At 62.7% G+C, this 24008-nt stretch carries 33 protein-coding genes, 1 tRNA gene and 2 pseudogenes; 14 read left to right on the forward strand and 22 right to left on the reverse strand.

Annotated elements, in window-relative coordinates:
- Position 1: 1 nt before the first annotated feature.
- Genes I6F17_RS23945 through I6F17_RS23955 form a run of 3 tightly spaced genes read right to left on the reverse strand, consistent with a single transcriptional unit; the run spans position 2 to position 4811 of the window.
- A complete protein-coding gene (locus tag I6F17_RS23945; protein ID WP_225128701.1) occupies positions 2 to 2005 on the reverse strand; it encodes an acetyl/propionyl/methylcrotonyl-CoA carboxylase subunit alpha in 2004 nt (667 codons plus the stop codon).
- Positions 2006 to 2009: 4 nt separating this feature from the next.
- Positions 2010 to 3614, reverse strand: a complete 1605-nt coding sequence (locus I6F17_RS23950) for a carboxyl transferase domain-containing protein (RefSeq protein WP_036045591.1) — start codon at positions 3612 to 3614, stop codon at positions 2010 to 2012.
- A gap of 24 nt (positions 3615 to 3638) precedes the next feature.
- The gene (locus tag I6F17_RS23955; RefSeq protein WP_036045593.1) at positions 3639 to 4811 is read right to left on the reverse strand and encodes an isovaleryl-CoA dehydrogenase; all 1173 of its coding nucleotides are present in this window, start codon (positions 4809 to 4811) and stop codon (positions 3639 to 3641) included.
- A gap of 111 nt (positions 4812 to 4922) precedes the next feature.
- Between I6F17_RS23955 and I6F17_RS23960 the strand changes: the two genes are divergently transcribed.
- Complete coding sequence (locus I6F17_RS23960) at positions 4923 to 5951, forward strand: AraC family transcriptional regulator (RefSeq protein ID WP_036045595.1); 1029 nt, start codon at positions 4923 to 4925, stop codon at positions 5949 to 5951.
- A 45-nt stretch (positions 5952 to 5996) separates the two neighbouring features.
- On the opposite strand, the pseudogene I6F17_RS23965 reads toward I6F17_RS23960, so the two are convergent.
- Together I6F17_RS23965 and I6F17_RS23970 are read right to left on the reverse strand one after the other, a co-directional pair.
- A pseudogene (locus I6F17_RS23965) lies at positions 5997 to 6475 on the reverse strand (Lrp/AsnC family transcriptional regulator).
- A gap of 214 nt (positions 6476 to 6689) precedes the next feature.
- A complete protein-coding gene (locus I6F17_RS23970) occupies positions 6690 to 6995 on the reverse strand; it encodes an ETC complex I subunit (RefSeq protein ID WP_024337795.1) in 306 nt (101 codons plus the stop codon).
- A gap of 253 nt (positions 6996 to 7248) precedes the next feature.
- Between I6F17_RS23970 and I6F17_RS23975 the strand changes: the two genes are divergently transcribed.
- Positions 7249 to 8421 carry an OpgC domain-containing protein gene (locus I6F17_RS23975; protein WP_036027956.1) on the forward strand — a complete coding sequence of 391 codons (1173 nt, stop codon included), beginning with the start codon at positions 7249 to 7251 and terminating at the stop codon, positions 8419 to 8421.
- A 154-nt stretch (positions 8422 to 8575) separates the two neighbouring features.
- The gene (locus I6F17_RS23980) at positions 8576 to 9001 is read left to right on the forward strand and encodes a translational machinery protein (protein WP_128261790.1); all 426 of its coding nucleotides are present in this window, start codon (positions 8576 to 8578) and stop codon (positions 8999 to 9001) included.
- Between the two features lie 61 nt (positions 9002 to 9062).
- Here I6F17_RS23980 and I6F17_RS23985 read toward each other — a convergent pair whose 3' ends face one another.
- A complete protein-coding gene (locus tag I6F17_RS23985; protein WP_036027955.1) occupies positions 9063 to 9257 on the reverse strand; it encodes a hypothetical protein in 195 nt (64 codons plus the stop codon).
- Positions 9258 to 9586: 329 nt separating this feature from the next.
- Here I6F17_RS23985 and I6F17_RS23990 point away from each other — a divergent pair, with 329 nt between their 5' ends.
- Positions 9587 to 9748: a hypothetical protein gene (locus I6F17_RS23990; RefSeq protein ID WP_157785268.1), complete on the forward strand. Its 162-nt coding sequence runs from the start codon at positions 9587 to 9589 to the stop codon at positions 9746 to 9748.
- A 224-nt stretch (positions 9749 to 9972) separates the two neighbouring features.
- Here the strand turns inward: I6F17_RS23990 and I6F17_RS23995 are convergent.
- The 4 genes from I6F17_RS23995 to I6F17_RS24010 all read right to left on the reverse strand — a co-directional run bounded on the left by I6F17_RS23995 (position 9973) and on the right by I6F17_RS24010 (position 12365).
- Positions 9973 to 10049, reverse strand: a tRNA-Pro gene (locus tag I6F17_RS23995).
- 92 nt (positions 10050 to 10141) lie between these two features.
- A complete protein-coding gene (locus tag I6F17_RS24000) occupies positions 10142 to 10627 on the reverse strand; it encodes a DUF192 domain-containing protein (protein ID WP_035999663.1) in 486 nt (161 codons plus the stop codon).
- Between the two features lie 115 nt (positions 10628 to 10742).
- Positions 10743 to 11405: a cold-shock protein gene (locus tag I6F17_RS24005; RefSeq protein WP_157284234.1), complete on the reverse strand. Its 663-nt coding sequence runs from the start codon at positions 11403 to 11405 to the stop codon at positions 10743 to 10745.
- Between the two features lie 198 nt (positions 11406 to 11603).
- A complete protein-coding gene (locus I6F17_RS24010) occupies positions 11604 to 12365 on the reverse strand; it encodes an NAD-dependent protein deacetylase (protein WP_225128699.1) in 762 nt (253 codons plus the stop codon).
- Positions 12366 to 12617: 252 nt separating this feature from the next.
- On the opposite strand from I6F17_RS24010, the gene I6F17_RS24015 reads away from it, so the two are divergent.
- Positions 12618 to 12782: a hypothetical protein gene (locus tag I6F17_RS24015; protein ID WP_167361660.1), complete on the forward strand. Its 165-nt coding sequence runs from the start codon at positions 12618 to 12620 to the stop codon at positions 12780 to 12782.
- 97 nt (positions 12783 to 12879) lie between these two features.
- Here the strand turns inward: I6F17_RS24015 and I6F17_RS24020 are convergent, their stop codons facing one another.
- A complete protein-coding gene (locus I6F17_RS24020) occupies positions 12880 to 13164 on the reverse strand; it encodes a hypothetical protein (RefSeq protein ID WP_036045604.1) in 285 nt (94 codons plus the stop codon).
- 270 nt (positions 13165 to 13434) lie between these two features.
- On the opposite strand from I6F17_RS24020, the gene I6F17_RS24025 reads away from it, so the two are divergent.
- On the forward strand, positions 13435 to 13677 hold the full coding sequence (locus I6F17_RS24025; RefSeq protein WP_225128697.1) for a hypothetical protein: 243 nt from the start codon (positions 13435 to 13437) through the stop codon (positions 13675 to 13677).
- A gap of 77 nt (positions 13678 to 13754) precedes the next feature.
- The gene (locus I6F17_RS37785; protein WP_276573259.1) at positions 13755 to 13880 is read left to right on the forward strand and encodes a hypothetical protein; all 126 of its coding nucleotides are present in this window, start codon (positions 13755 to 13757) and stop codon (positions 13878 to 13880) included.
- A gap of 13 nt (positions 13881 to 13893) precedes the next feature.
- On the opposite strand, the gene I6F17_RS24030 is transcribed toward I6F17_RS37785, so the two are convergent.
- The 3 genes from I6F17_RS24030 to I6F17_RS24035 all read right to left on the reverse strand — a co-directional run bounded on the left by I6F17_RS24030 (position 13894) and on the right by I6F17_RS24035 (position 15506).
- Positions 13894 to 14091: a hypothetical protein gene (locus tag I6F17_RS24030; RefSeq protein WP_036045621.1), complete on the reverse strand. Its 198-nt coding sequence runs from the start codon at positions 14089 to 14091 to the stop codon at positions 13894 to 13896.
- A gap of 487 nt (positions 14092 to 14578) precedes the next feature.
- Entirely contained in the window at positions 14579 to 14713 is a 135-nt protein-coding gene (locus tag I6F17_RS37790; protein WP_260347228.1) for a hypothetical protein, read from the reverse strand.
- 496 nt (positions 14714 to 15209) lie between these two features.
- Entirely contained in the window at positions 15210 to 15506 is a 297-nt protein-coding gene (locus tag I6F17_RS24035) for an HU family DNA-binding protein (RefSeq protein ID WP_008558895.1), read from the reverse strand.
- Between the two features lie 287 nt (positions 15507 to 15793).
- On the opposite strand from I6F17_RS24035, the gene I6F17_RS24040 reads away from it, so the two are divergent.
- On the forward strand, positions 15794 to 16285 hold the full coding sequence (locus tag I6F17_RS24040; protein WP_225128693.1) for a hypothetical protein: 492 nt from the start codon (positions 15794 to 15796) through the stop codon (positions 16283 to 16285).
- Positions 16286 to 16515: 230 nt separating this feature from the next.
- Positions 16516 to 16818: a hypothetical protein gene (locus I6F17_RS24045; RefSeq protein ID WP_036022979.1), complete on the forward strand. Its 303-nt coding sequence runs from the start codon at positions 16516 to 16518 to the stop codon at positions 16816 to 16818.
- A 70-nt stretch (positions 16819 to 16888) separates the two neighbouring features.
- On the opposite strand, the gene I6F17_RS24050 is transcribed toward I6F17_RS24045, so the two are convergent.
- Positions 16889 to 17095 carry a hypothetical protein gene (locus tag I6F17_RS24050; RefSeq protein WP_036022978.1) on the reverse strand — a complete coding sequence of 69 codons (207 nt, stop codon included), beginning with the start codon at positions 17093 to 17095 and terminating at the stop codon, positions 16889 to 16891.
- A gap of 428 nt (positions 17096 to 17523) precedes the next feature.
- Here I6F17_RS24050 and I6F17_RS24055 point away from each other — a divergent pair, with 428 nt between their 5' ends.
- Complete coding sequence (locus I6F17_RS24055; RefSeq protein WP_225150779.1) at positions 17524 to 17760, forward strand: hypothetical protein; 237 nt, start codon at positions 17524 to 17526, stop codon at positions 17758 to 17760.
- A gap of 42 nt (positions 17761 to 17802) precedes the next feature.
- Here I6F17_RS24055 and I6F17_RS24060 read toward each other — a convergent pair whose 3' ends face one another.
- Together I6F17_RS24060 and I6F17_RS24065 are read right to left on the reverse strand one after the other, a co-directional pair.
- The gene (locus I6F17_RS24060; RefSeq protein ID WP_225128692.1) at positions 17803 to 18030 is read right to left on the reverse strand and encodes a hypothetical protein; all 228 of its coding nucleotides are present in this window, start codon (positions 18028 to 18030) and stop codon (positions 17803 to 17805) included.
- Positions 18024 to 18257: a hypothetical protein gene (locus I6F17_RS24065; RefSeq protein ID WP_035999688.1), complete on the reverse strand. Its 234-nt coding sequence runs from the start codon at positions 18255 to 18257 to the stop codon at positions 18024 to 18026. The genes I6F17_RS24060 and I6F17_RS24065 overlap by 7 nt, the downstream gene beginning before the upstream one ends.
- A 96-nt stretch (positions 18258 to 18353) precedes the next feature.
- On the opposite strand from I6F17_RS24065, the gene I6F17_RS24070 reads away from it, so the two are divergent.
- On the forward strand, positions 18354 to 18545 hold the full coding sequence (locus I6F17_RS24070; RefSeq protein ID WP_225128690.1) for a DUF3072 domain-containing protein: 192 nt from the start codon (positions 18354 to 18356) through the stop codon (positions 18543 to 18545).
- Positions 18546 to 18603: 58 nt separating this feature from the next.
- Positions 18604 to 18756 (forward strand): hypothetical protein, encoded by a 153-nt coding sequence (locus I6F17_RS24075; protein WP_225128687.1) that lies wholly within the window; start codon positions 18604 to 18606, stop codon positions 18754 to 18756.
- 4 nt (positions 18757 to 18760) lie between these two features.
- Here the strand turns inward: I6F17_RS24075 and I6F17_RS24080 are convergent, their stop codons facing one another.
- Positions 18761 to 19024, reverse strand: a complete 264-nt coding sequence (locus I6F17_RS24080; protein ID WP_225128685.1) for a hypothetical protein — start codon at positions 19022 to 19024, stop codon at positions 18761 to 18763.
- Positions 19024 to 19353, reverse strand: a complete 330-nt coding sequence (locus I6F17_RS24085; RefSeq protein ID WP_225128683.1) for a hypothetical protein — start codon at positions 19351 to 19353, stop codon at positions 19024 to 19026. Before I6F17_RS24085 ends, I6F17_RS24080 begins: the two co-directional genes overlap by 1 nt.
- A gap of 223 nt (positions 19354 to 19576) precedes the next feature.
- On the opposite strand from I6F17_RS24085, the gene I6F17_RS24090 reads away from it, so the two are divergent.
- Positions 19577 to 21172, forward strand: a complete 1596-nt coding sequence (locus I6F17_RS24090; RefSeq protein ID WP_225128681.1) for a tannase/feruloyl esterase family alpha/beta hydrolase — start codon at positions 19577 to 19579, stop codon at positions 21170 to 21172.
- A 196-nt stretch (positions 21173 to 21368) separates the two neighbouring features.
- Positions 21369 to 22028, forward strand: a complete 660-nt coding sequence (locus I6F17_RS24095; RefSeq protein WP_225128679.1) for an oxidoreductase — start codon at positions 21369 to 21371, stop codon at positions 22026 to 22028.
- A 210-nt stretch (positions 22029 to 22238) separates the two neighbouring features.
- On the opposite strand, the gene I6F17_RS24100 is transcribed toward I6F17_RS24095, so the two are convergent.
- From I6F17_RS24100 to I6F17_RS24110, 3 genes and pseudogenes are all read right to left on the reverse strand, one after another.
- Entirely contained in the window at positions 22239 to 22682 is a 444-nt protein-coding gene (locus I6F17_RS24100; protein ID WP_225128668.1) for an HIRAN domain-containing protein, read from the reverse strand.
- 3 nt (positions 22683 to 22685) lie between these two features.
- The gene (locus I6F17_RS24105; protein WP_225128666.1) at positions 22686 to 23339 is read right to left on the reverse strand and encodes a hypothetical protein; all 654 of its coding nucleotides are present in this window, start codon (positions 23337 to 23339) and stop codon (positions 22686 to 22688) included.
- Between the two features lie 56 nt (positions 23340 to 23395).
- Positions 23396 to 23936 (reverse strand): annotated as a pseudogene (locus I6F17_RS24110) (DDE-type integrase/transposase/recombinase); the annotation flags it as partial.
- Positions 23937 to 24008: the final 72 nt, after the last annotated feature.

The raw sequence follows: 24008 nt of genomic DNA on the forward strand, positions 1-24008 counted from the left end.
CTCACTCTCCCGCAGGCTCGACCACGGCGAGCTCGATGCCCTCCTGCACGATGTCGCCGACCTTGCACTTGATGGACTTCAGCACGCCGGCATAGGGCGCACGCAGCGTCTGCTCCATCTTCATCACTTCCAGCGTGAGGATCGGCGCGCCCTTCTCCAGCTTGGCCCCCTCCTCGGCCAGCACGGCAACCACCGTGCCCGGCAAGGGCGCTGCGATCTTGTCCTCGCCGACATGCTCCTCACTCTCGCCGCCGAACGGATCGACCCAATGCAGGTCGAAGCGGCCGTTGCGGGTGCGCAAGTACAGCTCATGGCCATCGATCACAGCGGCCACCGACGATTTGACGCCGTCGAGAGTCAGATCGAAGCCGCCGTCCTTCGCCGCGATCGTGAGCGCCAGCTCGCGCTCGCCGATCATTAGCGTCGACGGTCCGCTGCCGTAGTTCAGAATGATTTTCTGCTCCGGACCATGGCCGACACGGAAGGCAAAGCTGCGCTGGCGGCGACCGACCGGTTGCCAGCCGAAGGTCTGCCAGGGCGAATTCGTCTCGGCCTGCGCGGCCTGCTGTTCCTCGTTGACGATTGCGGCGACTGCGGCGCAGAGCTCGAGCTCTCCAGGCGCAGGCGCCGCCGCGGTCAGCACGGCCAGCTCGCGCTCGATAAAGCCGGTGTCGATCGCATTCGCCCGCACCTTCGGATGCGTCATCAGCGCCGACAGGAACGGGATATTGGTGACGATGCCGCGGACGTCGGACTCCTCCAGGCCGCGGTTCAGCCGGTCGATCGCGACGTCCCGCGTCGGCGCCCACGCGATCACCTTGGCGAGCATGGCGTCATAATACGGCGAGACGCTATCGCCCTCGCGATAGCCAGCGTCGATACGCAGGCCGCCCGTCTCGGCCGGCAGTCGCCAAGTCGAGATCCTGCCGACCGACGGCATGAAATTCTTGGTCGGGTTCTCGGCGTAGACGCGCGCCTCGACGGCATGGCCGTTGAGCCTGATCTCATCCTGCTTGAGCGGCAGCGCCTCGCCAAAGGCGACGCGCAGCTGCCATTCGACGAGGTCGATGCCCGTGATCAGCTCGGTCACGGGATGCTCGACCTGCAGGCGCGTATTCATCTCGATAAAGAACACGTCCTTGCCGTCGGAGACGAACTCGATGGTGCCGGCACCGACATAGTTCACCGCGCCCGCCGCTTTTCGCGCGGCGGCGCAGACGGTTTCGCGCTGGGCAGCGTTCAGTGTCGGCGACGGCGCCTCTTCGATCACCTTCTGGTGCCGGCGCTGCAGCGTGCATTCGCGCTCGAACAGCGAGAGCAGATTGCCGTGACTGTCGCCGATGATCTGCACCTCGATATGCCTGGGATTGTCGACATATTTCTCGATCAGCATGCGGTCGTCCCCGAACGCGGCCTTGGCCTCGCGCTTGGCGCTGACGATCGCCGGCGCCAACTCATCGGCGGACCGCACGATGCGCATGCCGCGCCCGCCGCCGCCGGCGGACGCTTTCACCAGGATGGGGAAGCCGATCTTGTCCGCCGCCTTGGCAAGTGTCGCCTCGTCCTGGGCCTCGCCGTGATAGCCTGGCACCAGCGGCACGCCGGCCTTTTCCATCAGCGCCTTCGAGCCGGACTTGGAGCCCATCGCATTCATCATCTCGGCGGTCGGGCCGACGAAGACCAGGCCGGCGTCATAGCAGGCCTGCGCGAATTCGGCATTCTCGGAGAGGAAGCCGTAGCCGGGATGCACGGCCTCCGCTCCGGTCTTGCGCGCGGCCTCGATCAAGCGCTCGATATTGAGATAGCTGTCGCGGGCGCGGGCGGGCCCGAGCAATACGGCCTCATCGGCGAGCGCGACATGCATCGCCTCGCGATCGGCCTCGGAATAGATCGCGACCGTGCGCAGGCCCATCGCACGGGCGGTGCGGATGACGCGGCAGGCGATCTCGCCGCGGTTGGCGATCAGGAGCGTGCGGAAACGCCGGTAGAGTTTTGAGCGGTCCATCACATCACATCCTGAACAGGCCGAATTTCGTCGGCTCGAGCGGCGCATTCGATGCCGCCGAGAGGCCAAGGCCGAGCACGAGACGCGTGTCGGCCGGATCGATCACGCCGTCGTCCCACAGCCGCGCGGTCGCGTAGTAGGGGTGGCCCTGGCTCTCATATTGCGCGCGAATGGGCTCGCGGAATTTATCTTCCTCTTCCCTGGACCAGCTGTCGCCCTTGGCCTCGATATTGTCGCGCCGGACCTGGCTCAGCACCATCGAGGCCTGCTCGCCGCCCATCACCGAGATGCGCGCGTTCGGCCACATCCAGAGGAAACGCGGCGCGTAGGCGCGGCCGCACATGCCATAATTGCCGGCGCCGTAGGAGCCGCCGATTACGACGGTGAATTTCGGCACCGAAGCCGTCGCGACCGCCGTCACCAGCTTGGCCCCGTCGCGCGCGATGCCGCCGGCCTCGTATTTCTTGCCGACCATGAAGCCCGTGATGTTCTGCAGGAACACCAGCGGAATGCCACGCTGGCAGCACAGCTCGATGAAATGCGCGCCCTTCAGCGAGCTCTCGCTGAACAGGATGCCGTTGTTGGCGATGATGCCGACCGGATAGCCCCAGATATGGGCGAAGCCGCACACCAGCGTCGTGCCGTAGAGCTTCTTGAACTCGTCGAACTCGGAACCATCCACCACGCGGGCGATGATGTCGCGCACGTCGAACGGTTTTCTGCCGTCGACGGGCACCACGCCGTAAATCTCCTCCGCGGCGAAGAGAGGCTCGCGCGGCGGATGCATGTTCAGGTTCGGCCGTGCCGACGGCTTGAGCGTGCCGACGATACGCCGGGCGATGCCGATCGCATGCGCATCGTTCTGGGCGTAGTGATCGGTCACGCCGGATTGCCGCGAATGCACGTCGGCGCCGCCAAGCTCCTCCGCGCTGACGACCTCGCCGGTCGCGGCCTTCACCAGCGGCGGGCCGCCGAGGAAGATGGTGCCCTGGTTGCGCACGATGATGCTCTCGTCCGACATCGCCGGCACATAGGCGCCGCCAGCGGTGCAGGAGCCCATCACGATCGCGATCTGCGGAATCCCCTGCGACGACATCTGCGCCTGATTGTAGAAGATGCGGCCGAAGTGCCGCTCGTCCGGAAAGATCTCGTCCTGCAGAGGCAGGAAGGCGCCGCCGGAATCCACCATGTAGACGCAAGGCAGATTGTTCTGCCGCGCAATGTCCTGCGCACGCAGATGCTTCTTCACCGTCATCGGGTAGTAGGTGCCGCCCTTGATCGTGGCATCGTTGGCGACGATCACGCATTCGCGGCCCGAGATGCGCCCAACGCCAGTGACGACGCTGGCCGAATGCACGTCACCGCCATAGAGGCCATAGGCTGCGAGCGGCGACAGCTCCAGGAACGAGGTGCCGGGATCGACCAACAGGTCGACCCGCTCACGCGCCAGCATCTTGCCGCGCGCGGTGTGGCGCTTGCGCGAGGCTTCGCCGCCGCCGCCGGCGACTTGGGCAAGCTTTTCGCGCAAATCGACGACGAGGCCGCGCATGGCCTCGGAATTGCGCGCAAAATCTGATGACGACGGATCGATGCTGGAATGAAGCGGCATGGTGATTCCAATGGGGTGAAGGACTTAAGCCGTCTCGGCCATCAGCTCGCGGCCGATCAGCATGCGCCGAACTTCGGAGGTGCCGGCGCCAATCTCGTAGAGCTTTGCATCGCGCCACAGGCGCCCGACCGGGAATTCGGAGGTGTAGCCGACCCCGCCCAGCGCCTGGATCGCTTCGCCCGCCATCCACGTTGCCTTTTCCGCGGAATAGAGGATCGCAGCAGCCGCGTCCTTGCGCAGGGTGCGCGCGTGGTCGGCGCGGTCGCAGGCGCGGCCCACCGCATAGACATAGGCGCGCGTGGCCTGCCAGGTCGCATACATGTCGGCGAGCTTGCCCTGCATCAGCTGGAAGTCGCCGATCGGCTGGCCGAACTGCTTGCGCTCGTGCATGTAGGGCACGACCGCGTCCATGCAGGCCGCCATGATGCCGAGCGGGCCGCCCGAGAGCACCGCGCGCTCATAGTCCAGGCCGGACATCAGCACCCTGACGCCCTCTCCCACCTTGCCGAGCACGTTTTCCTCCGGCACCTCGCAATCGTCGAAGAACAGCGGATAGGTGTTGGAGCCGCGCATGCCGAGCTTGTCGAGATGCTGGCCATGCGTGAAGCCTTTAAAACTCTTCTCGATCAGGAACGCGGTCATGCCGCGCGGGCCGGCCTCCGGATCGGTCTTGGCGTAGACCACCAGCACGTCGGCATCGCCGCCATTGGTGATCCACATCTTGGAGCCGTTGAGCACGTAGCGGTCGCCGCGCTTGTCGGCGCGCAGCTTCATCGAGACCACGTCGGAGCCGGCGCCGGGCTCGGACATCGCGAGCGCACCGACATATTCGCCGGAGATCAGCTTCGGCAGATAGCGCTGCCGCTGCGCGTCATTGCCGTTGCGGCGGATCTGGTTGACGCAAAGATTGGAATGGGCGCCGTAGGACAGGGCCACGGCGGCCGAACCGCGCGAGATTTCCTCCATGGCGACGATATGGGCGAGATAGCCCATATTGGAGCCGCCATATTGCTCCGGCGCGGTCATGCCGAGCAGGCCGAGGTCGCCGAAGCGTTTCCAGAGGTCTGCGGGGAAAAGATTAGCCTTTTCGATCTCGGCGGCACGCGGGGTGATCTCCGCCTCCACGAACGAACGAACGGTGTCGCGCAGCAGGCTGATGTCTTCGCCCAGATCGAAATCGATGCTCGGGATGTTCAAGGCGAGTCCTCCGTATTTTGGGCTCCGAACCTAGCCCGGTCCCGGCCCTCTTGCAGTCGAAAAGGTTGCATTTTCCGCCAAACTTGGCGAGGATTTCCGAAAGGAATTCCGATGCCTTTTCAAGCCGCCACCGCAATTCCGCGCCGCGCCGTCACGCCCGCCGCCTTCGTCCGCGGCGTGGTGGCCGCGTATGAGCATTACGGCCGCGATCCCGCCGAAGCCTTAAGCCGGGGCCAGGTCGCGCCGGAGCTCCTGAATTCTCCTGATGGGCGTGTGACCGCGGCCCAGTTCGAGGCGCTGGCGGGCCATGCCATGCGCGAGCTCGATGACGAGGCGCTCGGCTGGTTCTCGCGCCGGCTGCCATGGGGCACCTATGGCATGCTGTGCCGCGCTTCGATCACCGCACCGACGCTGGAGGTCGCGCTCAAGCGCTGGTGCCGGCATCACCGCCTTGTCACAGAGGATGTGCTGCTCGATCTCGAGGTCGGCGAAGAGACCGCCGTCGTGTCGATCCGTCAGCTCCGTGACCTCGGACCCTTCCGCGAGTTCTGCCTCGTCACGCTGTTCCGCTACGTGCTCGGCTTCTCATGCTGGGCTGTCGACTCCCAGATCGCGCTCCGCGCGGCTGAGTTTCCTTACTCAGAGCCCGGCCACGTCTCGGTCTATCCGACCATCTTTTGCCGGACCGTCCGCTTCGATGCGGACCGCGCGGCCATCGTCTTCGACAAGCATTATCTGTCGCTGCCGCTGACGCGCAGCGCAGCCGATCTCGACAACATGCTCAAGGGCGCGCTCCGGCTGACCGTGCTGCCCTACCGGCGCGACCGCCTGCTGGTCGAGCGCGTCCGCCGCGTGCTGCGCGAAGCGCGCGGACGGGTCCTCGGCGCCGAGGACGTCGCGCGCGAGCTCGCGCTATCAACCCGCACGATGCATCGCCGCCTGCGCGAAGAGTCCACCTCGCTACGCGATCTCAAGGAGGAGGCGAAATTCGAGCTGGCCAAACAGGAGCTGATGCGCGGCCGCACGCCGATCAAGCGCATCGCCGAGATCGCCGGTTTCCGCAACGAGAAGAGCTTTTCGCGGGCCTTCCGAACCTGGACCGGCACCTCCCCGCGCGAGTTTCGGGGCCGGTATCGCTGAGGCGCTTTTCTGAAATTCACACTTGATCGTGGAATATTCGGAGCCCTACCCCGCCGGCTCTGCCACCGCGACCTCCTGCAATGGCAGCGGCACGTCCTTGGCAACCCCGAGCACGGGGAAGCTGCGGACGTTCTTGACGTTAGGCATCGCGGCGAAATGCAGGAGCTGCTGCCGCATACGCTCGACACTCGGGGCCACGCATTTGAGCAGATAGTCGGTGTCGCCGGAAATCCGCCAGCATTGCTGGATGCGCGGGATCGCGGCGATCGAGCTCTCGAACGCCTCCAGCACCGGCTGGGCCTGGCTGCCGAGCTGGATCGAGACGAACGACACCACCTCGTAGCCGAGTAGCCGCTCGTCGATCACGGCGCGAACCGCCCGGATCACGCCGCGGCTGAACAGCGACTTCAGCCGCCGCAGGCAGTTCGGCGCGGACACGCCGACGCGCAGCGCCAGCTCGTTGTTGCGAACCCGCCCGTCCTGATCTTCAGATCGACGCCGTCGAGCTGGTCACGCCCCGCCATTCCCCACCTCGTCCTGGTCGTGTCATGCGGGGCAGCGAAGCACGGGGCGGAATTGGTGCCAAGGGTTCTCAGGCGCGGGCGACCAGCCGCTCCCTTCGTCGTGGTCCGGGCTCGTCCCGGCCATCCACGTTCTTCGTCTACCGCCAAAAACGTGGATGCCCGGGACGAGCCCGGGCATGACGGCACTTTGGATGCTTCGGGTGAGAATGGCCCCTCAATGCGTCCAGGGCTCGCCGCGGCGGAACGAGAAATTGTCGGCATAGGCAACCGGCCGGCGGATCGACTCCTTGGGCTCGATCACCTGATAGGCGATGCCCTTGCGCTCGCAATAGGCGATCGCCTCTTCCTTGCTGTGGAAGCGCAGTGTTATTTGCTGCTTCATGTCGGCCGACGAGGTCCAGCCCATCAGCGGCTCGACCGAGCGCGGCTGCTCCGGCTCGTAATCGAGCTGCCATTCCCTGGTCTTGGACCGGCCGGATTGCATCGCGTTTTTGGCGGGCTTGAAAATGCGTGCGGTCATGACTGGTCCGGGCCTCTTGGTCTTTCCGTTCGATTTCGATGCGTCACGGTGGCAGTTGGTGGAAATCTCGGGGATAGTATAGAGAAGCCGGTTGGGAACTGATCCTGATTCCGGCCCCGGCAACCCTCGCCAACGGTATAGTCATTATGCTGCACCGTGACAATTGCGTACCCGCGTTTCATCCTGGGACCCCGTTTGGCGGCCCGGTTTCATCGATCTCCGCGCTTCTGTCTTCTCTGAAAGCTTCCGACGCATGGCCTTCCTGAACGTCAGCGCCACGCTTCCCGACAAGGGTCGCGACCTCCGGCTCGACCTGTTTCGCGGTGTCGCGAACTGGGCGATCTTTCTCGACCATATCCCCGACAACGTCGTGAACTGGATCACGACCCGCAACTACGGCTTTTCCGACGCGGCCGACCTGTTCGTCTTCATCTCCGGCTACACCGCCTCCTTCGTCTATGCGCGGATGATGCTGGACCGCGGCTTCATCGTCGGTGCCACCCGGCTGACCAAGCGGGTCTGGCAGCTCTATGTCGCCCACATCATCCTGTTCGTGATCTACATCGCATCAATCAGCTATCTCGCGCTGCGCTTCGGCGATTCCGAGATGATCAACGAGTTCAACGTTGCCGGCCTCGTCGACAACGCCACCGAGACGCTGCGCCAGGGCCTGTTCCTGCGCTTTAAGCCGCTCAACCTCGACGTGCTGCCGCTTTACATCGTGCTGATGGGCCTGTTTCCGCCGGTGCTGTGGTTTATGCTGCGCAAGCCCGATTTGACGATGATCCTGTCGATCGTGCTGTGGCTCGCCGCGCGCCATTACGGCTGGAACCTGAACGCCTATCCGGCCGGCCAGTGGTACTTCAACCCCTATTGCTGGCAGGTGCTGTTCGTGTTCGGCGCTTGGTGCTCGATGGGCGGCGCGCGGCGCTCGGCAACGCTGATCAATTCGCCTGTTACGCTGTGGGTCTGCCTCGGTTATCTCCTGTTCGCGCTGGTCATGACCATGGCCGGCCGTTTCCCCACCTTCGGCGGCATGTTCCCGGAATGGCTGTTCTCGGCCTTCAACCCCAATGACAAGACCAACCTCGCACCGTATCGCTTCCTCCACTTCGTGGTGATCGTGATCCTGGTGATCCGCTTCGTGCCGAAGGAGTGGCCGGGGCTGGAGTGGAAGGTGTTCGACCCCTTGATCGTCTGTGGCCAGCAGTCGCTCGCCGTGTTCTGCGTCGGCGTGTTCCTGTCCTTCGTCGGTCATTTCGAGCTGTCGATGAGCTCAGGGTCGCTGCTCGCGCAGATCTTCGTCAGCGTCGCCGGCATCGCGATCATGACGACGGTGGCTTATTACATCTCGTGGTCGAAGAAGCAGGACAAGCCGCTGAAGCCGCCGCCGGCCAAGCCGGCTGCGGAAGCGAAGGCGGCCTGAGGACGCTTCGCTGCGGCCATCCTTCGAGACGCCCGCGGGCGCTCGGGGGCGGATTGACATGGGTCAACAGAGATGACGCCGGCACGCATAGTGTGGCCGCGACACGAGCCGCCGCACAGAGTCCGGCGGCCTCCTCTCGCACAAGGCCCAAATCATGCCCTCTCATTTCCATGCCGTAGTCTGGATCGACCATTCGCAGGCCCGCATCTTCCATCTCGGCCTGAGCGGCTCGGACGAGGTCACGCTGCATCCGCACCTGGCGACGCGTCATCTTCACCACAAGGCCAATAGCATCGGGAGCGGCCATGCTGCCCCCGACAAGGCATTCTACGCCGAGGTGACCACGGCCCTCGCTGATGCCGGAGAGATCCTTATCATCGGGCCGGCGAGCGCAAAGACGGAGCTGGCCAGCCACATCCGCGCAAACGCACCCGACTTGGCCAAGCGGATTGTCGCGGTGGAAGCGGCCGACCATCCCTCGGACGCCGAGATCATCGCCTATGCGAAACGGCACTTCAAACTGCCGCTGCCGCGCGTGCAGGCGCCGGGATCGGCAGCCGGCGAGCGGCACGCGAGCTAGGAGCGTACTGCGTCAACGACCATCCGAGGCGCGATGACGCTCATCCCGACCTCATCGCCCTTCAGGCCGCCTCTTCGCCGTCGAACTCGGTGAACTTCTTGTAGATCCAGTCGCGGCCGTCGTGGCGACGCCAGACCTTGCCAAGCACGAACTGCCCGTTGATGGAGCGGCGCGGCACGATCACCGTCCAGAGGTGCCAGATCTCGGTCCAGTTTGACTGCGGACCGATGGTCCCGATGTTGCGGTCAATAGACATGGCAGAACTCGCTGGCGCAGAACTTAGGCTGATCCGCGCGCCGCGACGAACAATCATCTGTGGTGACACAGAGTGGACAGCCCATCGCGAGCCGGGACCGACCTGATAGCAGCCAGCCAAACGGCCGCAACAGCCGCTCGCCTTTAACCTTGCCGATCAACCTTACTTCTTGGGATGGAGCGGCGCGTTTGGTTGAAAGCCCGCGCCGATTTTTCTAGAATGCCCGTGATTTGAGGACGGGCGCGCCGTTTCGGCGCAGGGTGATTTTTAGACTGAACTTTGCAGACGATCGGACGTTTGGAAGCAAGTAGATTGCTGGGGGGACGACAATGATGAAATTGCAATGTGCGCGCCTGCGCCTCGCGCTCCGCGTGGTGCCGCCCGCGCCAATCGCGAGCATGGCTTCGCAACGGCCGCCGCAAGCCGCCAACGACAACCAATTGGCCTGGTCGTACGTGCCATTTCCACCCGGCTGGTACGCCTCGAACTGACGAGCGCGGCGGACAAAACGCAACGCCGCGCAAGCGGAATATTCATCGCTTGGCGGCGTCCGTTTAGACATTGGGCGCTGAAATCCCCAACACGGATTTGTCTATCGCGACGGGCGAAGGTTCGATGAGGCTTTGCTGATTTCCGCGCGAAGCGGAGGCCGGACGCGAAAATGCCTGGCCATTGCCGGTTGGATGCTGACCTCTAGGCCAGCGCCGCCCGGGACTGGTCGGGGCAGCTGGATTCGAACCAACGACCTGCAGTACCCAAAACTGCCGCGCTACCAGGCTGCGCTATACCCCGAATGTCCGGCGAGCCCCGTCGATACACGCTTCCCGGAGCGCCAGCAAGCTTTCCAAAGCCGCCGGCCTGGGCCGCAATCGCACCTGCCCGTCCTATTTGCCGCCGAACAGGGGGTGGCCGACGCGATCACCGGGGCGGATGCCGTACTTCTGCGCCGTCCCCGCCACGACCTCCAGCACGGCCCGGGCGGGTCCCCGGGAGGAGATGATCTTCGTCGACAACGGCTCGGTATTCTCCGCAATGCGCAGGATGCGGCCATCGGCGCGGATGAAGATCATGTCGAGCGACACATAAGTGTTCTTCATCCACATCGAGATTTCCTGCTCGGGATTGAAGTCGAACAGCATGCCTTTGCCGTCGGCCAATTCCTTGCGGTACATCAGGCCGGTCTCCTTCTCCTCCGGGGTCGTTGCCATCTCGACCGAGAACACCTGCACGCCGTTCTTGGTGACGATCTCGAGCGGCTGGAAGCTGGCGGCGCCGGCCGGCGCGCCGGCGACGGCCCAGCCGGCGATGACGAGGATGGCGGCAAGCCAGCCCTTCAGAGCGGACCAGGCGGCCTTTCGATCAGAATTCATCGGGGCTCTCGCGGCGTGGGACTTAAGTCAGTCCTTACGCGGCGACCGCCGGAAAAGAAAGAGGCGCGCCGGACTTGCAGCGCGCCTCTGCTCACAATTGCTGGAATTCATAGCCTTAGTGCGACTGCAATCCCGGCGATCCGGTCTCGGGATGGATCTCGGCCGCCATCATGCCCTTGGAGCCGGGCCCGAAGCGGACCAGCACATACTGGCCCGGTCTCAGCTCAGTCATGCCGAAGCGGCGTAGCGTCTCCATGTGCACGAAGATGTCGGGCGTGCCCTCGCCGCAGGTCAGGAAGCCGAATCCGCGCAGCCGGTTGAACCATTTGACCTGGGCCCGTTCCAGCCCGCTGGTTGGGGTGACCGTGACATGGGTGCGCGGCGGCAGCATCTGCGCCGGGTGGATCGCGGTCGACTCGTCCATCGAAACGACGCGGAAGGCCTGGTAGCCCTTGGCGCGCTGGATGCACTCGACGACGATGCGGGCGCCTTCATAAGCCGTCTGGAAGCCATCGCGCCTAAGCACGGTAACGTGCAGGAGCACGTCCGGCCAGCCATTGTCGGGAACGATGAAGCCGTAACCTTTGGAGGCGTCGAACCATTTGATGACGCCGGTGACCTCGACGAGGTTGGCGCTGGCTTCGCCCAATCCGGTGAAGGGATTGAGCGCATTGTCGCGGCCGGCTCCGCCATGCTCGCCCGGCGTCAATCGCCCTGGCGAGGTGCCCTGTCCGGGAACTCCAAGCTTCTTGGACTCAAATCCGTCCGACGACCCCATAACCCCGGACCCCACACTGCCATGCAACCCGCCACATTGGCGGCGCCCGAATCACGCGCCTTAAGAGAATGTTCTCAATTCGACGCGACGCGAATCTTTCGACTCAAAAGATAACACTCCCGGTTGAGACGCATAGACAAAAAAGAGATTCGCCGGAACCTATGAACAGCTTGCACAGCCGCGAATCAAATTGATGCCTCAATTGCCGACAAAGGGCCCGAGCGTCTCGCCGATGTCGTGGTGGATGACGAGGTCGGCGATGTCGTCCTGCTCGGTCGGCTCGCGATTGATGATCACGAGACGTGCACCGGCGCGCTTGGCCATCATCGGAAAGCCGGCCGCCGGCCAGACCACCAGCGAGGAACCGATCGCGATGAAGAGATCGCAGGCCTGCGACAGCGCTGTCGCGCGCTTCATCTCCTCGTCCGGCATCATCTGCCCGAAGGAAATCGTGGCGGTCTTCACCGGCTCGTCGCAGGCGGTGCAGTTGGGCGCGGCGCCATCGCCGTCGAAACGGTGCTTCACCCAGTCCAGCGGATAGTCCTGCCCGCAGCCGATGCAGCGCGCATAAGTGGTATTTCCGTGAAGTTCAATCACGTGCTTCGGCGCGAATCCCGAGGCCTGATGCAGATTGTCGATGTTCTGGGTGATGACGGCGGGAACCTTGCCGGCGCGGTAGAGCGATGCCAGCGCCCGATGGCCGCGGCCGGGCTTCGCTGCGGCGAAGACCTCCTCCATCGCAAAGCGGCGGCGCCAGGATTCGTCCCGCGCTGACTGGCTCGCGACGAACTCGTCGAACGGGATCGGACGGTTACGCGTCCAAATTCCGCCCGGCGAGCGGAAGTCGGGAATGCCGCATTCGGTCGAGATGCCGGCACCGGTGAACGGGACGATGGTCCTGGCCTCGGCGATCATGTCGCCGAGCCGTTCGATACCGCTCTGTAGATCCGATGCGATCAACCGCGCCTCCCGAATAGTTTGGCCTGACAGCAACATGCGCAAGCGGCAAGATCATTGACGCTCTTATCAAGCGCCAACGCAATGCGCTCGGCAATTTCTTCCGACGTTCGCATATCACAATCCTGCAATGCCTCCTCCCCATTGACGCCCCATTCGGAAGTGCCAATGGATGTGTTGACGCGACTCAACGTGATTGCGGCGGCAGTGCTTGAGTTCGGATGTGCACATACTCAGGTGTAGAGGGGATTTGACATGACCGAAGACGAACAACGCAAAGAGCGCGAACGCGAAGAAATCGCCGCCCGTGTCGCCGCCTTCCGTGCCACGCAGGAAAAGTTCAAGCGCGAGCGCGAGGAATATTTCGTGGCGACGCTGGAGAATGCCCGCAAGGTCGAGCGGCCCTCGCTTTGGCCGTAGGCATCATCGGCCGGCAAGCGCGAAAATGGGCGAGTAAACAAGACCTGCGAATGAAAAAAGCCCGGAGCACCGCTCCGGGCTTTTCGCTATTCGCCGACTACCAATGACGGTAGTGGTGGTGACGGTAGTACGGCCCGCCGTAATAGGCGTACGGACCCGGTCCGTAATAGGCGGGACCGTCGTAGTAGCGGTAGCGGGGACCGTAATAGCCATAGGGCTGGGAAGCCGCGACTGCGCCCGCGGTGATCGCGCCGGCGGCGAGGCCGAACGCGAGGCCCGGGCCGATACCGCCGCGGCCGCGCGCCTCAGCCGGCGCGGGCGCCGCGACTGCGGTCACACCGACCGCCGCGATGGTGGCCAGAACTGCCAGTGTCTTCTTCATGCTTGTCCTCCTTCGCGTGTCGCGGAGACAACGGCGAGCGCCTGCGATGGTTGCGCATGGATGGAACCGGTCCGCAGGCAAGAAATGTCGATGAAGCGGGAACGAAACGGCGAGACGGGGGTTAGCGTCTCAAGTGCGGGAGCCTCCGCCATCCGGGTCGAGGCGACAGCACGAAGACCCCGTCAGCATCTCCGCGGTGCTGGCGGGGTTTTCAGTTTCATGGGAGCAGATGGCAGCAGACCATGACGGTTGCCAGCGGGGACGACAATCATGGAGGAGAGTTTGCCCTTATCCGCCTTGCTGGCCCGTATCCGCAAATTGGTTCCCAAATCCGAGGATGAGCATTACGACGAGATCGTCCGCAACTTCGGTGTCGGCACGCTGCGCCCGCCGCCGACGCCGATGAGCGACCGCGAGCTGGCGCAGGCCATCGCCGAGTTCCTCAAGGAGCAGCCGTCGAGCGAATCCGTCGCGACCCTCGGCCGCCGGCTCGACCCGTCCACCCGGCTCTGAGTTTCTTCGCGGGAGTATGGAACCAGGAATGCGCGCGGACGTTGAGTCCGTTCCCTGCTGAGCGGAGAGAAAGAGATATGCCCGCCTGGCTCGAAGTCTTGCTCAACCTGTCCGGCTATGCCGGCTTCGTGGCGCTCGCCTCGCGCGGCGCCGGATGCCTGCAGGCGCCGGCCGATGACCGCCGTTGCAGCGACGAGCGTTAATTGGCGCGCGGCGTTAGTTGGCGCGCGCGGCTTGGCCTGCCGTGCGCACCAGCCGGTCGGCCTTGACTGCAACGCGCGTGTCCTCGGCCTGCGGCCGCAGCGAGAAGCTGATCACAACGAAAGCAAGGCAGAACAGCGTGCCGACGACGGCGACGCGCCGGTAGGTGTGCCGGTCGCCTTGGAAAAAGGACGGAGCTGAAAAAGGCATCATGGCAAATTGCTGCTTGGGCAAATCATTTTTGGCAAAGGCGTTTCTTGCTTGTCGTTGCAGAACACCTACCCCAACGCGCAGCAAGCGCAACGCGATTGGGCTTTTAACCTAACCGAATAGGGTTATCGGCATCCGCATAAGCTATCGTTAGCCAGATGCATCCGGCACCTTCGCGGCGAGAGCGGCGCAAGAACGCCCGGCTTTGTTCCAGCTTCGACTCCGTTTCGTTCGCGAAGAACGAATCGGAGTCGCAAGAATGCGCGGAGAGCAACTCCTAACGATCGATGAACGCGCGCCCGCTCACACCGTCGACGCGGCAGGATCCTTTCTTCGACGAGTGTCTTCTGCAACAAGTCTCTTCTGCAACAGACTCTTCATCGACGAAACTTCGAGAAGACTCTTCGCCGGCAAGCAACGCGGCGAGAGACCAAGCGCGAACCTTCAGAAGCGGATCGCGCTTGCGCGTTGCCGCGTGGCGTCGACAAAGTCAGGCCGCCCGCTTCGGCTTCTCCTTCGAGAAGCATTCGAGGATCTGGATGCGAAGCTCCTCCGCCGCAGGGCCCTCGACCTTTCTGAGCTCGTTCCAGAGCCTGATCACTTCGCGCTGTTTTTCGACGGTCATGAGCAACCTCCAACGGTCCATCAGGGCGCCTCATTAGAACAAAATGAGAACAAAAAGTCCAGCCCCCGGACGTAAAAATTTTGGTGGGGGCGGCGTTGAACCTTTTCGGCGCGGCAAGCACCTATGGAAGCTGGGGATTTCAGCGCCCAGTTACACGGCAGCGCCGCCTGACGAACATACTCCGTCGTGGCGGCGCTGTTGCTTTTTGCGATTTCAACTTTAGGTTAAAGCCATGGCTGTCGGCCAGGCGCTGAAATCCCAACGCCGTCAGCCAGAAAAGCCTCGCGCGAAAGCGCGGGGCTTTTTCTTGTGAAGCGGATGAGGATGGTGAGGGAACGAAGCTCGTCGTTCAGGACGAAGCGAGTACCGCGTGCTGTTTACCCTGATGGTCGTCTTGGTGTTCGGGCATCGCGATGGCCGAGCACCACCTGGTCCTCGCCCCCCGATTGCTGCGCCGGCGCGTCAATGAGCCCACCGCACCGACATCGCCGGCACGTCAGACGGCGTCCTTGGCCACCTTCAGCGGCGAGGCCTTGACCGACTTGCTGGCGGGCTTCGCCGCAAACTGCATCGGCTCCTTGGTGAAGGGATTGATGCCCATGCGGGCTTCGGTCGCCGGCTTGTTCACGACCGACATCTTCACGAAGCCGGGAATGACGAACTCGCCGGACTCGTTGAGCTCCTTGTAGCCGACCGTCGCCATGTACTCGATCACCGACTTCACGTCGTTCTTCGAAAGCTGCGTGCCCTCGGCAATTGCATCGATCAATTGGGTCTTCGTCATCTTCGCCATGGTCTGAATTCCTTTGAATGGGTGCGCGGAGCAATTCTGCTGCTGGGGACGCGGCCGGACCCGCGAGTGCGCGCTGCTGATTCATGCCAGAAGGCATGAAGCGATCGGGCTTAGACCCTATCGAGGCCAAAAACGCAAGCACGGGCTCCGCGAGGTTCCCGACTTCCTGTGCAAGACGTTGCAGGAGCTACAATTTTAGGCCCTGCAATTTTAGGACCTGCAATTTCTCGAACCTGGCACAGCGCCGCGGCTGCTATAAGCCGGGAAAGGTATCTGATGGGGTTCTGATGAAGGTCGCTATCGTCATCGCAGGTTTGATCGTGGTCGCCGTCGCAGCCCTCGTCGCGATCCAGCCTAGCTTCTTGAAGCCTGCGTCCTTCGCCCTCGTGAAAAAGTCCGACATGTTCGGCTTCTCGCCCGGGATGACATTCGACGAGGCCAACAAGCTCGTCGCGCGACGCCACTATCTCTGCCGGCCGAGCCGAGGTCCGTACACCCTCGCATGCGACATCAACGGCGCCAAGGTCGCCGTCGACAGCGACGAGACCGACCCCACGCATCCGATCTGGCGCGTCAATGCGACGCTGAACAATCCGGGATCGCAGGAAGCTGCCGTCAAATCGATTTCCGAGCAGTTCAACGCTCCGGCCATCAAGGACCGGGAAGGCTGGATCTGGATCGTCGGCCGCGGTTTCAAGCTGAGCTATGACGGCGCCAGCTTAACTCTCGTGGACGAGGCCGCCGAGGCCAGGCTGCGCAAGGAGGACGCGAAGCGCTAAAGCATGATCCGGAAAAGTGCGAAGCGGTTTTCCGGAAAGATCATGCGCAAACAACAACCTAAAGCGCGATGACGATGCATCCAAATTTCATCGCGCTTTAGATCGCATCGCGCTTTTGAGCGTGGCGTCACCTCGTCGTGAAACTTGTGGCCGGCGATCCGTTGTTGACGCTTCAGTAACCTAACGCGACCAAGCTTCTGTCAGGTTGGTTGCGTTGGAGTATCCTCAAAGTGCTGGATTTTAACGAGCTGCGTGAACTCGCGGCAGATGTTCGTGTTTTTGTCGATGTCGCCGAAGACAAGGCCGAGGCGCTCAGAGCCGTGATCGCGGCCTACGACGTGGTGCTGGCGATCTTCCCCGTCGATGACGGCATGGGCCTCCACGTCATCAAGGGCAAGGGGATCCTGGACCAGATCGCGACGTCGCGCACACACGCGATGTACAGCCACACGGCGATCGCGGTTCCGGATCTCGCCCACGCCGAAGCGCTCAAGTTCCTGACGGCGCCGGTCGAACAGCGGATTGCGGCCTGAGCATCGTTCAGCCGCTCCGCTCGCGTAGAGCGGCGCGGCGACATGAGCAGCCTTGTCCGGACGCGCGGGCTCAAGCCGTCCGCCGCTTCCGTCGCAGGCCGATGCGCGTGCCCGGAAGATTGATGCCAAGCTCGATCGCGCGCGACCTGATCGATGCAATGGGACGCTTGAGCTTCACGATCATCAGCGTCAGGCTCTTGCCGGTTTCACACATGGATCGAAGCAGCCGGTCGTCGTCTTCGGACCAGCGTTCGTGATTGTAGGTGCGGGCAGCCATGGACGTTTGCCTCTGAGGCCAATGAGGCGGGACCTTAAGCGGGAGAATGTCAAAGGACCCAGCTTCGCCTGTTCTGAGCGCGGCGGCTGGGTGTCAGTTGAAGGGCGGCTTGTTACGCTGCCGCCTGACGCAGAGATAGTTTTTCGACGTCGATTTTCAACCGACTTACGGATTTGTAATGGCCCGGCGCGAGCGCATCCACGTTGCAGCGAAGCGGCGCATGTTCTTTTGAACTTTCTCGCTGCTCGCGCGTCTTACAGTTGAAGCGTCCCTAAGCTTCACCTCGACAGAGAACCCCGCTTCCCCAAGGGCGGGGTTTTCGCTTTGGCGCTGCATCAGCTCGCGCGGGATTTCAAGCGCTCTTTGCCGTTGACCCGGCGGCCGTCCGGCCGCACTTTTTGCGACGGGCAGGGTTTTGAGGAGCCGTGATGCCGAAAACCCTTGTGGAATTCAGAGCGCAGAACCTTCGTTTGCTCGAGCGGCTTTGTCCCGACGACCCGCGATACATCGCGGCCTGGCTGAAGCAGTTCGACGAGCAGAACGGGATCACACCAAAAGCTGGTCCGAAGTCCGGCAAGAGCCGCGCGGCTGCCTCGCCACGAAGCAAGACCGCTTCGCCCGCGCGCACGAGGTCAGCGCCCTCCTCCTCGGTCTCACCGCGCTGATCGGCAACGATAGCCGCGCACTCCCGGGGTCCGCTTGCACGCTCACGGAATGTCCCCGGCCTTCCGGTTGTCCCCGATCGAAACCGGCTTGTTGAGGAAATACTCGCGGTTGCCCGTCGCCGCTTCCGCGTATTGATCGATGGCGACGATGATGGCCTGGACGTGGGCATAGCACCACCCTTCCCGCGTCGCTCTGCGGCGAACGTCCTCGAGCGCGGTCAGGAAGGGCGACAGGTCTCGCTCGTCGTCGAACCATCGCCTGCTCACCATGTCCTCCCGCCGAGCACCCTGCCCTTGGTCTGGCGCGGCTCTGCCGCCTTCAGCGCGTCGCGTTGCGCGCACAGGCTCTCGACCTTCGCCTCCATCCGCGACAGCAGCGCTTGCGCCGAGGCCGTGCCGATACCCGCCCGCTGCAGCTGGAGGATCTCCTTCCTCTGCCTGCCCATCTGGATGCGCATCCGTTCGATCTCCCGCCTGAGAAAGTCCAGGTCCGGCATTGTTCCGCCTCGCGAATTCGAGATAGCCCATGAGAACAAAAACGGAACGAAGAGTCGAGTCCGACGTTCTACGGAAAACGGAATAGGAGATGCGCGATGGCCGACAACACCCAGAAGGACCCGAAGGACTGGGTTTCCGGCGACGACCCCATGACCGGAGCCCAAGAATCCTATCTCAAGACCCTCGCCGAGCAGGCCCACCAGGACCTGCCCGAGGAGGACCTGACCAAGGCCGAGGCCTCCGAGCTGATCGACAAGATGCGGCAAAAGGCCGGGTTGGACGAGTGAGCCGTCCGATTGCGGGAACCCGGCTCCGTGCGTATGCAAACGAAATTGGGAATCGAGAATGCCTTATTTCGTTTGTGCCCGCGACGGAGCGGGCCAGATCATCTTGAAGAGAGACACAAGGGAAGCGGCCGAGAAGAAAGCCGCCGAGCTCCGCGACATGGGCTATTTCGAAGTCGAGATCGTCGACAAGGGCGACGAGGAGACGGCGTGAGGGATCATGCGTCCCTCAGCACCTTCAAGGCGCTGAGAATGACGAAAGCACCCAGACCGTAGGTCAGCGCATTCACGACCCACGAAATGGCGATGCCGAGGAAGGCGGAGCCTCCGACCGCTCCCCGGAAAAAATACGCTGCGCTGATGCCCGGCCACTCCAGCCAAAGCAACGCGAAGTCGGTCAGCGGCTCCAGGACGAGGAGCACCGTCGAGATGAGCGCCCCGATGGCCAATGCGATGACGATGTGCGTTCTCAGCCAGGGCATCAAAGACCCAGCAGACCAGCGATGACAGGAATGAGGAAGAAGGCGGCGATCCCGAGCAGCCCGCCAACGAAAAAGCGCGCCGCGCGGCCGTGAATCTTCGTATCGAGCCACGCACAGATGGCCACCACAGCCTGTCTCAGCCAGCCACCCACGAGGGTTCTGACGAGATCGAACAGCAGTTCTGCAACGAATGCGGCCATGGCGTTTGGTCGGCGTGGCCTCTGGCGGGGTTCAAGCGCGCGGGATGACCATTTCCAATCGGCAAGAGTGAGAAATTTGGGGCCGGTAAACCGACGAACTACCGTTACAAGCTCGCGATGATCGAGCATCCGCTCGTCCTACTTGATCGACTTCATCGGCAAGGGCGAACGGCGAGAGCGATTGAAAGCCTGCGCCGCTGGACTGCACCTCCCGAATAACACAGGATAGTTCAGTGTCAGTGCTGCAGCAGATCGGCCGGCGGCCAGCGTGAGTTAAGTGCACCGCAAAAAAATCAGAAGGCGGCAGGGAGGGACAATGCGGCGAAAAAGAAATGTGGCGCTTGATGATGCGATGGCTGGCCTGGGTCTAGTCGCGGCCATCATGGTCATTGCGATCTCGCCGGCAAGCGCCGACAATTCGGCCAACATACCGCCCGCGCTCAAATGCGCTGACCTGACCGGCTGGAAGATGCCGGGATCGACGGCAACAGTCACCAAGGCCGAGATGGTGCCGGAGGCCCCGCCGGGCACCGTGCAGCCGTCGCCGCCGGCGCCGGCCACCGTATCGGTGGCGCTGCCGCCGAACTGCCGCGCGGATGGCGTGATCGATCAGCGCGTCGGCGTCGAGGGCAAGTCCTACGCGATCGGCTTTGCCGTTGCCCTGCCCGATCGCTGGAACGGCCGGTTCTTGTTTCAGGGCGGCGGCGGTTTGAACGGCTCGATCCGGCCGCCGCTGGGTTACCACGCGGCCGGCGAGGTGCCGGCGTTGGCGCGCGGCTTTGCCGTGGTCTCGACCGATAGCGGTCATCAGGGCGCGGTGTTCGATGCCTCGTTCCTGAAGGACCAGGAAGCCGCGCTCAACTTCGCCCATGCATCCGTCGGCAAGGTGACGATCGCCGCCAAGGCGATCGTCGCGCATTACTATGGCCAGCCCGCACAGCGTTCCTATTTCACGGGGTGCTCGACAGGGGGGCGCGAAGGCATGCTGGCGTCGGCGCGCTATCCCGAACAATTCGACGGCATCGTCGCCGGCGCGCCTGCGATGCGCACCGGCAATTCCAATATCGGTCTCGCCTGGGCCAACGCTGCCTTCAGCCAGATCGCGCCGAAAGATCCGTCCGGCAAGCCGGAGCCCGCCAAGACGTTTTCCGCAGGCGAGCGAAAGCTGATCACGAACGCGATCCTCGATGCCTGCGACGCCAAGGACGGCGTCAAGGATGGCCTGATCTTCGACGGCAAGGCCTGTCAATTCGATCCCGCGGTCCTCACTTGCAAGGGCGACAAGACGGATGACAAGACGGATTCTTGCTTGGCGCCGCCGCAGGTCGATGCCTTGAAGAAAGCTTTTGCCGGACCGAAGAATTCACGCGGCACGCAAGTCTATCCGCCGTTCCCGTGGGACAGCGGCGTGGCAGCCGAAGGCGTTGCCATTCCCGGCATCCTGGCCACAGGCGCGCGCAGTCCGGTCGGACCGCCTGTTTGGGAAAACATCAACGTCGATCAACTCGAAGACCGGGTCAACGCGAGCGGGATGGATCGCCTCACCAACACCGCCTACTGGACCAACCTCTCGAGCTATTTCGGCCATGGCGGCAAGCTGCTGTTTTACCATGGTGTGAGCGATCCCTGGTTCTCGGCGAACGACACCGTGAATTACTACGAGCGCATGGCGGCGGATTCCGGCGGCATGGAATTGGTGCGGGAGAAATCGAGCCGGGCCTTCCTGGTGCCCGGCATGGGTCACTGCTCGAGCGGCGCCGCGCTCGATCATTTCGATCTCCTCAGCGCGGTCGTGGACTGGGTGGAAGACGGCAAGGCGCCCGATGCGGTGGTCGCGACGGGACCAGCCCTTCCCGGCCGCAGTCGGCCGCTTTGCGCCTATCCGCAACATGCGCGGTACAAGGGGAAAGGCGATCCGGAGAGCGCGGCAAGTTTTGAGTGCAAGTAGAACTTACGAACTTGCACTAAACTTAGCGCGCAGGATCGGTAGAGCGAAGCGAAACCCATCGAGGGCTTTGTCGTGTGACGAAACGCGTTTCGCAAATGCCCTACCTTTCCTGCGAGCTAACCGAGGTTGCATTGGGCCTCCTGATCTGCATTCATCAACTTGGCCTTTGGGCTCACGACGCAGAACGGTGGCTTGAATGAAAACCGCACTTGTCTTCGGCGCGTCCGGCTTCATCGGCTCGCATTTGCTGCGCGACCTCTTGGACAATCCCGATTATTCGCGGGTTGTGGCGGTGGCCCGCAAGCCGCTGGCGGTGAGCCATCCGAAGCTGACGGTGCTGATCGGCGATCTCGCTTCCCTGCCCGCACTCAAGCCGCAATTGGTTGCGGACGAGGTCTTCATCGCGCTGGGGACGACGCGCAAGCACACCCCTGACGAGGCCGAGTACTACAAGATCGATCATGATTACCCGCTGCTCGCGGCCGAGATAGCCAGGGCAAATGGCGCGCGGTCGGTGTTTCTGGTCACGGCCGTTGGCGCCAACGCCGGGTCCGGCGTGTTCTATCTCAGGACCAAGGGCGAAGTTGAACGGGACATTCTCGCGCTCGATTTCGAGCACACACATATTTTCCGCCCCTCGATGATCCTCGGCCCGCGCGACGAGGATCGCCCGCGTGAGCGCCTCATCGCCGCGATATGGGGCGTGCTCAATCCGCTGCTCCTCGGTCCCGCCGACCGGTATCGCGGGCTCACCGGCAACGACATCGCGCACGCCATCGCCAAAGCCGCGCGGCATCAAACCGGGAAGGTGCGAATCTATCACTGGAAGGAGATGACGGCACTGCTTCGAACGTGATGCAGCTCGTAGGATGGGTAGAGCGAAGCGAAACCCATCGAAGGCCGTTTTGCGTGACGAAACATGATGGGTTCCGCAAGAGCTCTACCCATCCTACAAGCTAAGGCGATTCCGATGCTTCCAAATTGCTAGCCCACAGCCGATTGCGAGCCAGCACGGCAATCTCAGACAGCTGAAAACTTCAGGTAGTAGCCGACTTCACCGACATCGTTACGGCTTTCCCCGCAGGCGGACCTTCGTGCTATACCCCGGAGGGGCCAGGACGATCACTTTGAAATCGAGGAAGCCATCTTTGCCCTCGTAGATCGAGTATAATTCTGCAGCAACAGCGATTCCGTTGGAAACTAAGTCGCTGATTATCTCTGACGCAACGTCTCGATCCAGATAGCCTATATGCCAACGGCCGATGCGCCGACTAAACCAGCCCTTTTGCTCCGATACTCCAATAACCGCGATTGCGTTGGAGTCGTGCGGATTATCTGGTCGGTGCTCAAGCTCGACTCCGTACTGTAGCCCCGTTTCTTCCGCCTTTCGCGCTGCACGCGCAAAGGCGATAGCATCTGCTTTCCGATGATGAACACCGACGACGCTTTCGGCGAGTGTGGTTTGTACCCATTTGCCATGAGGCATATGCCGGTCTTGCGCGTAGCGCACTGATCATGCCCCCTTTTCATTAGTGAGAAGTGGTGGTCGCCCTCGCCGAAACAAAATCAGACCAAGCAGCACCCACCACCCAGCTACTGTCAGCCATACGAAAGGAACGTGTTTTGCTTCGACCTCTTTATTGATGTTTTTCCAGACATCGAAGCCGTCAACGAGGGTGAGGCGCAGGGGTTTGTCTTCCACCATCGTGCAATCGGGGCCGGTGTTAGCCTTCTTAGTGCGAGTACCGACCAGCCGCCTGTTGGAACGGTCAACCGTGTAAACGTACTCTACGCAATCAGTGTCAGTGCGGAATAGAATTGTCGTGCTGTCCCATTTAGTGATGTCGTAATCGTATGTCTCCAAGTGTAGCATGTTTCCGACCGCTATTTCTGCCTGAGCAGCGGTGCACGACTTTTCTTCCCTGATGCACCGAATTTTGGATGTCTGAATTGGGAAGGCCTGTCGAGCATTCTCCATCGTCCATGTACCGGACGCCGATACGTACCCGCGATCCCAAGATTCTGTGTACACAGATACGCCCGAACGCAGCACGATAGGATTCTGCGCCGTAATAATCGAGTTAGCCGCAATGATAATCCCGAGTGTTCCTGCGAGACCAATGAAAAGAAATAGTACGCCCAAGCCAATCCATTTGAAAAACCGCACCCGTGCCCCCTGAATTTTTAACCGCCCCGGGTTTACCGGAGGCCATTTGGTTTACGTTATGCCGCCATGGCGGGTTGTTCCAGCATGGCGTAGTAGCGTTGCCCGGCTTCGACGGCGGAATCCGCCGGTTCTTGAACCAGTCCACCCATTCGAGTGCGGCGAACTCGACGGCCTCGAAACTGCGCCATGGCCCGCGCCGATGGATCACCTCAGCCTTGTCGAGAGCGTCGATGGTTTCGGCGAGAGCCTGTCGTAGGAACCTCCGACACTGCCGACGGAAGATTCGATACCAGCTTCGACCAAGCGCTGAGTATATGGATACGTATTGGCTGCCCCTGTCGCTATTTGCACGAGCCCGCCGCGATGAACCGGTCGCCGATCGTGCAGCGTCTGCTCCAGCGCGTCGAGCACGAATCTCGCGTGCGCCGTGCGCGAGGCCCGCCAGCCCACGATCCTGGGGGCATAGGCCTCGATGACGAAGGCGACGTAGGCTAAGCCGGTCCAGGTCGCGACATAGGTAAGGTCGGAGAGCCTCAGGACATTCGGCCTCGGCGCTTTGAACTGACGGTTGACCTGATCCAGCGGGCACGGCGCAGCCTGTCGCTAGTCGTGGTCTTTACGGGCTTGCCGCGCGGACGCGGCCCGCCCCCTGCCCCTCCTCCCCAATTC

Origin of the sequence: Bradyrhizobium sp. NBAIM18 (assembly GCF_020193825.1) — a bacterium.
In the GTDB taxonomy this organism is placed as follows: domain Bacteria; phylum Pseudomonadota; class Alphaproteobacteria; order Rhizobiales; family Xanthobacteraceae; genus Bradyrhizobium; species Bradyrhizobium yuanmingense.

Bases quoted from the DNA above. Each gene is read 5' to 3' on its own strand.
- I6F17_RS23945 (WP_225128701.1), bottom strand. From the start codon at position 2,005: ATGGACCGCTCAAAACTCTACCGGCGTTTCCGCACGCTCCTGATCGCC.
- I6F17_RS23950 (WP_036045591.1), bottom strand. From the start codon at position 3,614: ATGCCGCTTCATTCCAGCATCGATCCGTCGTCATCAGATTTTGCGCGC.
- I6F17_RS23960 (WP_036045595.1), top strand. From the start codon at position 4,923: ATGCCTTTTCAAGCCGCCACCGCAATTCCGCGCCGCGCCGTCACGCCC.
- I6F17_RS23970 (WP_024337795.1), bottom strand. From the start codon at position 6,995: ATGACCGCACGCATTTTCAAGCCCGCCAAAAACGCGATGCAATCCGGC.
- I6F17_RS23975 (WP_036027956.1), top strand. From the start codon at position 7,249: ATGGCCTTCCTGAACGTCAGCGCCACGCTTCCCGACAAGGGTCGCGAC.
- I6F17_RS23980 (WP_128261790.1), top strand. From the start codon at position 8,576: ATGCCCTCTCATTTCCATGCCGTAGTCTGGATCGACCATTCGCAGGCC.
- I6F17_RS23985 (WP_036027955.1), bottom strand. From the start codon at position 9,257: ATGTCTATTGACCGCAACATCGGGACCATCGGTCCGCAGTCAAACTGG.
- I6F17_RS23990 (WP_157785268.1), top strand. From the start codon at position 9,587: ATGATGAAATTGCAATGTGCGCGCCTGCGCCTCGCGCTCCGCGTGGTG.
- I6F17_RS24000 (WP_035999663.1), bottom strand. From the start codon at position 10,627: ATGAATTCTGATCGAAAGGCCGCCTGGTCCGCTCTGAAGGGCTGGCTT.
- I6F17_RS24005 (WP_157284234.1), bottom strand. From the start codon at position 11,405: ATGGGGTCGTCGGACGGATTTGAGTCCAAGAAGCTTGGAGTTCCCGGA.
- I6F17_RS24015 (WP_167361660.1), top strand. From the start codon at position 12,618: ATGACCGAAGACGAACAACGCAAAGAGCGCGAACGCGAAGAAATCGCC.
- I6F17_RS24020 (WP_036045604.1), bottom strand. From the start codon at position 13,164: ATGAAGAAGACACTGGCAGTTCTGGCCACCATCGCGGCGGTCGGTGTG.
- I6F17_RS24025 (WP_225128697.1), top strand. From the start codon at position 13,435: ATGGAGGAGAGTTTGCCCTTATCCGCCTTGCTGGCCCGTATCCGCAAA.
- I6F17_RS37785 (WP_276573259.1), top strand. From the start codon at position 13,755: ATGCCCGCCTGGCTCGAAGTCTTGCTCAACCTGTCCGGCTATGCCGGC.
- I6F17_RS24030 (WP_036045621.1), bottom strand. From the start codon at position 14,091: ATGATGCCTTTTTCAGCTCCGTCCTTTTTCCAAGGCGACCGGCACACC.
- I6F17_RS37790 (WP_260347228.1), bottom strand. From the start codon at position 14,713: ATGACCGTCGAAAAACAGCGCGAAGTGATCAGGCTCTGGAACGAGCTC.
- I6F17_RS24035 (WP_008558895.1), bottom strand. From the start codon at position 15,506: ATGGCGAAGATGACGAAGACCCAATTGATCGATGCAATTGCCGAGGGC.
- I6F17_RS24040 (WP_225128693.1), top strand. From the start codon at position 15,794: ATGAAGGTCGCTATCGTCATCGCAGGTTTGATCGTGGTCGCCGTCGCA.
- I6F17_RS24050 (WP_036022978.1), bottom strand. From the start codon at position 17,095: ATGGCTGCCCGCACCTACAATCACGAACGCTGGTCCGAAGACGACGAC.
- I6F17_RS24055 (WP_225150779.1), top strand. From the start codon at position 17,524: ATGCCGAAAACCCTTGTGGAATTCAGAGCGCAGAACCTTCGTTTGCTC.
- I6F17_RS24060 (WP_225128692.1), bottom strand. From the start codon at position 18,030: ATGGTGAGCAGGCGATGGTTCGACGACGAGCGAGACCTGTCGCCCTTC.
- I6F17_RS24065 (WP_035999688.1), bottom strand. From the start codon at position 18,257: ATGCCGGACCTGGACTTTCTCAGGCGGGAGATCGAACGGATGCGCATC.
- I6F17_RS24070 (WP_225128690.1), top strand. From the start codon at position 18,354: ATGGCCGACAACACCCAGAAGGACCCGAAGGACTGGGTTTCCGGCGAC.
- I6F17_RS24075 (WP_225128687.1), top strand. From the start codon at position 18,604: ATGCCTTATTTCGTTTGTGCCCGCGACGGAGCGGGCCAGATCATCTTG.
- I6F17_RS24080 (WP_225128685.1), bottom strand. From the start codon at position 19,024: ATGCCCTGGCTGAGAACGCACATCGTCATCGCATTGGCCATCGGGGCG.
- I6F17_RS24085 (WP_225128683.1), bottom strand. From the start codon at position 19,353: ATGCTCGATCATCGCGAGCTTGTAACGGTAGTTCGTCGGTTTACCGGC.
- I6F17_RS24090 (WP_225128681.1), top strand. From the start codon at position 19,577: ATGGCTGGCCTGGGTCTAGTCGCGGCCATCATGGTCATTGCGATCTCG.
- I6F17_RS24095 (WP_225128679.1), top strand. From the start codon at position 21,369: ATGAAAACCGCACTTGTCTTCGGCGCGTCCGGCTTCATCGGCTCGCAT.